This is a genomic window from Candidatus Zixiibacteriota bacterium (assembly GCA_021159005.1).
GTDB lineage: Bacteria > Zixibacteria > MSB-5A5 > UBA10806 > 4484-95 > JAGGSN01.
Genome location: JAGGSN010000234.1, coordinates 1 through 4,338, shown reverse-complemented (window position 1 = coordinate 4,338; position 4,338 = coordinate 1). Strand labels below are relative to the sequence as shown.

Annotated in this window: 3 protein-coding genes and 1 tRNA gene; 1 reads left to right on the top strand and 3 read right to left on the bottom strand. The window is 39.1% G+C overall.

The genetic code is table 11. The features are described 5' to 3' along the window. Positions 1-256: 256 nt before the first annotated feature. The 3 genes from J7K40_15420 to J7K40_15410 form a co-directional block, all read right to left on the bottom strand. Positions 257-565 carry a transposase gene (locus J7K40_15420; protein MCD6163785.1) on the bottom strand — a complete coding sequence of 103 codons (309 nt, stop codon included), beginning with the start codon at positions 563-565 and terminating at the stop codon, positions 257-259. 180 nt (positions 566-745) lie between these two features. After that, on the bottom strand, positions 746-1,873 hold the full coding sequence (locus tag J7K40_15415; protein ID MCD6163784.1) for a site-specific integrase: 1,128 nt from the start codon (positions 1,871-1,873) through the stop codon (positions 746-748). Positions 1,874-1,980: 107 nt separating this feature from the next. Beyond that, a tRNA-Ser gene (locus tag J7K40_15410) sits at positions 1,981-2,067 on the bottom strand. A gap of 140 nt (positions 2,068-2,207) precedes the next feature. On the opposite strand from J7K40_15410, the gene J7K40_15405 reads away from it, so the two are divergent. Then, positions 2,208-4,247 carry a S9 family peptidase gene (locus J7K40_15405; protein MCD6163783.1) on the top strand — a complete coding sequence of 680 codons (2,040 nt, stop codon included), beginning with the start codon at positions 2,208-2,210 and terminating at the stop codon, positions 4,245-4,247. Positions 4,248-4,338: the final 91 nt, after the last annotated feature.

The following is a 4,338-nucleotide window of genomic DNA, read 5'->3' as shown; positions in this document are numbered from 1 at the left end:
TCCGAAAGAATATCATACTTCTACCTAATTTGCAAGCATTAAGTGAACAGTATTGAGTCTAAGAGCCAGAAGTCGCGGGGAATCTGACCGTTGTGCTCGTTGACTTTGCCGTAGCGTTTGCGCCAATTATAGAACTTCGGTGTGGAGATACCCAGCCAGAGAATAAATAAGGCTATGACAATCCCCGTACGCATATGCCAATGGTTGACAAAATCAATTACCTCATCGCGAATATCATGGGGAACCCAGACAGCTTTTAGAGTTCCCCAAGTTCTTTTTTTAACGCAACATGCTCCTCCATCAACTCCGACAATACCTCGTTCTTCTTGTTAAGCTTTTCCTCTAAGGCTTTTATCTTTGTTTCTTTCAGTCTGTCTTTTCTGGTGACTTTGCGTTCGAAAGCCTTGTCGCCATTTTCAAAGAACTGTTTCTGCCAACGATAAAACACTGTTGGCTGAAGTCCATACTCTTCGCAAAGATCTGAGACTGCGGTTTTGTCAATCAAATGCCGTCTCAGAATCGATACCTTTTCTGTCGCAGTGAAATTGTTCCGTTTCTTGAACATCGTCATTCCTCCATCATTAGGTGACTAATATAATGGCTGAATACTAAATTTTCAACTGGGGCAGAACATAAGCATGTCTATATCGTCTTTTAGCCTTTGGATATCTATTAACTTTATGTCTTTTATATCTGTTTCCATAACCATCATAGTTTCATTATATTTTTATATTTTTCTATTCACTCAAATACTAATCTGATTAATACATTTCTTCAAATGATCGCCTGTCTGATGAGTATAAATCATTGTTGTTTCAATGTCTTTATGGCCGAGAATCTTTCCCATTGTGGCTATATCAACGCCATTCATCTGCATTAAACTATTAAAAGTATGACGCAAATTATGAACGCGAGTAAAGTCATTTAAACCAGTTGCCTTTGCTATTTTAATTAAAGCACTTCTCAAATGGTCATTATCAAGTTTATTGCCAGAAATATCCTTGAAAATATACCCTTCTCTATCAGGCAAAGATTTTAATAATTTCTGTGATGTTTCATTAAGATAGAATTCACGAGCATAGGTTTTAGGCGACCAACCAGGTTTTTCCTGAATCTTTATTAAACCAGTTTCAAAATCAACATTATTCCACATTAAATTGCATAGCTCCCCAGATCTAAGACCAGTATTGAGAATAAATTGAAAGGCATTGAAATATACTTTCATTCTTTTATCTGTTTTAGCTAATGACTTTGCGGTTTTCAATAATAGCTTGCATTCTTTTGGAGTAAGAATTTTAGTTTTATTGGTAGGTTTTGGTTTTAATTTCTTAACTTTTTTTGTAGGAACAAACGCTATATGTTCTCTGTCATATGCCCAGATAAAAGCAGAACGCAATACACCGATTTCATAGTTTACTGTTTGAGGCAAAGGCAATCTTTTATTATTATGATTGCCATTTTTTTCTCCATCAGCCTCTATTTTAAGCTCAATTGATTGTAACCGTTGTTTTTGATATGATTCAATATGTTCGGTTTTTAATTGTGAAAGATGCTTAATGCCCGGATGAAACATTTTTAGAAATACTAAGAAAGTGTTTAAAACCGACAGATATCTTTTAACAGTATTAGGAGAATTGTGCAATTTCACATTATCAGCATATTTTTGAAAGAATTCATCAATACGGATTGTGCTGTTTGTTAAACCAAGCTTTTCCATTTGTTGTGATTTTTCTAAGGATTCTATTTGCTTTTTCAGTTTCTTTGCATCTGAAAGAGCGCCTGCTTTAAGCCATTTATGTTTGCTATTGTATGAGACAACCACATAATAGGTTTTCTTACCGGTTTTATTTTTCTTGAATTGAATGCTTGCCATTTATTAATGGCTTGTTAGATATTTGTTAGAAATATACAAAACCGGATAACTATTTGTCAATAACTGTTTTGCTTTCAAGGGGTTAATTTGTTAGAAAAAATAATAAACGGAGAGGTAGGGATTCGAACCCTAGAACGAGTTGCCCCGTTAACTGCTTAGCAGGCAGCTGCCTTCAGCCGCTCGGCCACCTCTCCATTAAAACCTTATTATAATTATATATATCCTCCGACACAAATACTTTTTATCCCAATCATATTTTTTCGCAATTTTCCGATTGAAATTATCAGAAAGTAGAATATATAATTATGTAAAACTTAAATAAAAGGATTGAACGATGAACAGAAAAATCTTAATACTGCTGATAATGATAAATCTCCCCTTATTTGCAGAACCTCAACGACATATTACCTTTGACGATTTATATCGTTTTAAGCAAATCGAGAGTATCGCTCTTTCTCCGGATGGCAAGGATATTGTATTCGAGGTTGCTGAGTATAACCTTGAAAATGGTAACTCCATATCAAACCTCTGGTTAGTTTCAACTCAGGGCGGCGCGCCTGTCAAATTTACCAATAGCGGTTACGATTCTAATCCTTTATGGTCTGCCGATGGTGAAAATATCGCTTTTATATCAAGCCGCACGGTTAATAATAACGAAAACAACTCCTCGCAAATATGGCTCATTCCGGCTTTTGGAGGGGAAGCTGTTTGTCTGACTGATATTTCAACCGGAGCCAGCGGGCTTAGATGGTCGGGCGATAATAAATCCATGTTATTCAAGTCAAAAGTTTATCCCGACTGCTTGGATGATGACTGCAATAAAAAACGCGATAAGGAAATGGAAAACACTGATGTTAAAGCTAAGCTGTATGATAATCTCCTTTTCCGCCATTACAAATACTGGGCTAACGGCAAACGAAATCATATAATTCTCCATGATATCCAAAACGATGATTATGAGGATATCACGCCGTTCGACAAGGACGCGCCGCCCAAGGCATTAGCGCCCCGGGATGATTACTGTTTCTCGCTTGACGGCAGCGAGATATGTTTTTCCATGAACACCGACACCGTTGTTGCGGTTAGCACCAATAATGATATTTTTACATTGTCTAAAAAAAGCAAGCATCTAACTCGTATTTCAACCGGCTTGGGAAATGACAACTCGCCAAGCTATTCACCAAATGGACGCTTCATCGCTTACAAGTCAATGGGACGGGCTGAATTCGAATCTGACCAATATAATCTTATGTCGTATAATCGGGTATCAAAGGAAATTATCAACCTGACTGCCGATTTTGACAGATCAATAGGGGAATTTATCTGGGGACCTTATTCCAAATATATCTACTTTACCGCTATCGATAAAGGCAAAAGCAAGATATATAGACTAACAGTTAAAAATCAGACTATAAATACTCTTGTCGATGATGCTGTCTGCTGGTGTTTGCAAATATCAGGCAATGGCAATTATCTTTACTATATCAAATCTACAACCACGCAGCCTTATGAGATTTACGAATATAATAGTAAAACCGATACCCAAACCCGTCTGACTTTTTTCAGCGACAGTCTATTGTCAAATCTGAAGATTATCTCGGCTGAGGATTTCTGGTTTGCCGGCGCGGATGGCGACAGTATCCATGGCCTGTTAACATTGCCGCCGGATTTTGACCCCACCATAAAATACCCGCTTGTCCTGTTGATTCATGGCGGCCCACAGTGGTGCTGGCTAGCTGATTTTAATTATTACGGCTGGAATACTCAGCTTACGGCGGCGCAGGGGTATGTTGTCGCTCAGATAGACCCTCATGGCAGCCGCGGCTATGGCCAATCTTTTGCCGATGCTGTTACCGGCGATTGGGGCGGCAAGCCCTATCAAGACCTGATAATGGGAATTGACTACCTGATAGAAAAGCATCCCTATATCGATTCTGAAAAACTGGCGGCTCTGGGACGTTCATATGGCGGCTATATGGTCAACTGGATGGCCGGGCAAACCGACCGTTTTGATTGTCTTATCAGCATGGATGGCATATTCGATATGATAAGCGATTACTATTCCACCGATGAATTATGGTTTCCCAACTGGGAATTCGGCGGCCCGCCATGGCTGGACAAAGAAACGCATCTCAAGTTTTCCCCCTCCGAATATGTTCACAATTTCAAAACCCCAACCTTAGTTGTGCATGGCCAGAAAGACTACCGGGTCGATGTCAGTCAGGGGTTGATGATGTTCACTGCGCTTCAAACAATGAGCATACCCTCGCAATTATTGTATTTCCCGGATGAGGGACACAGCGTAAGTAAATTACACAACTTGAGGTATCTCTACCAGGTGCAGTTTGATTGGCTGGCTAAGTGGTTGGAGTAGAATTTCACTATTGTTGTTAGCTTAGAATTTACATCACTACTGTCCGGCCTTTTGTCCGCCTTAGGCGGATGCTATAATGATGTCATTCCCA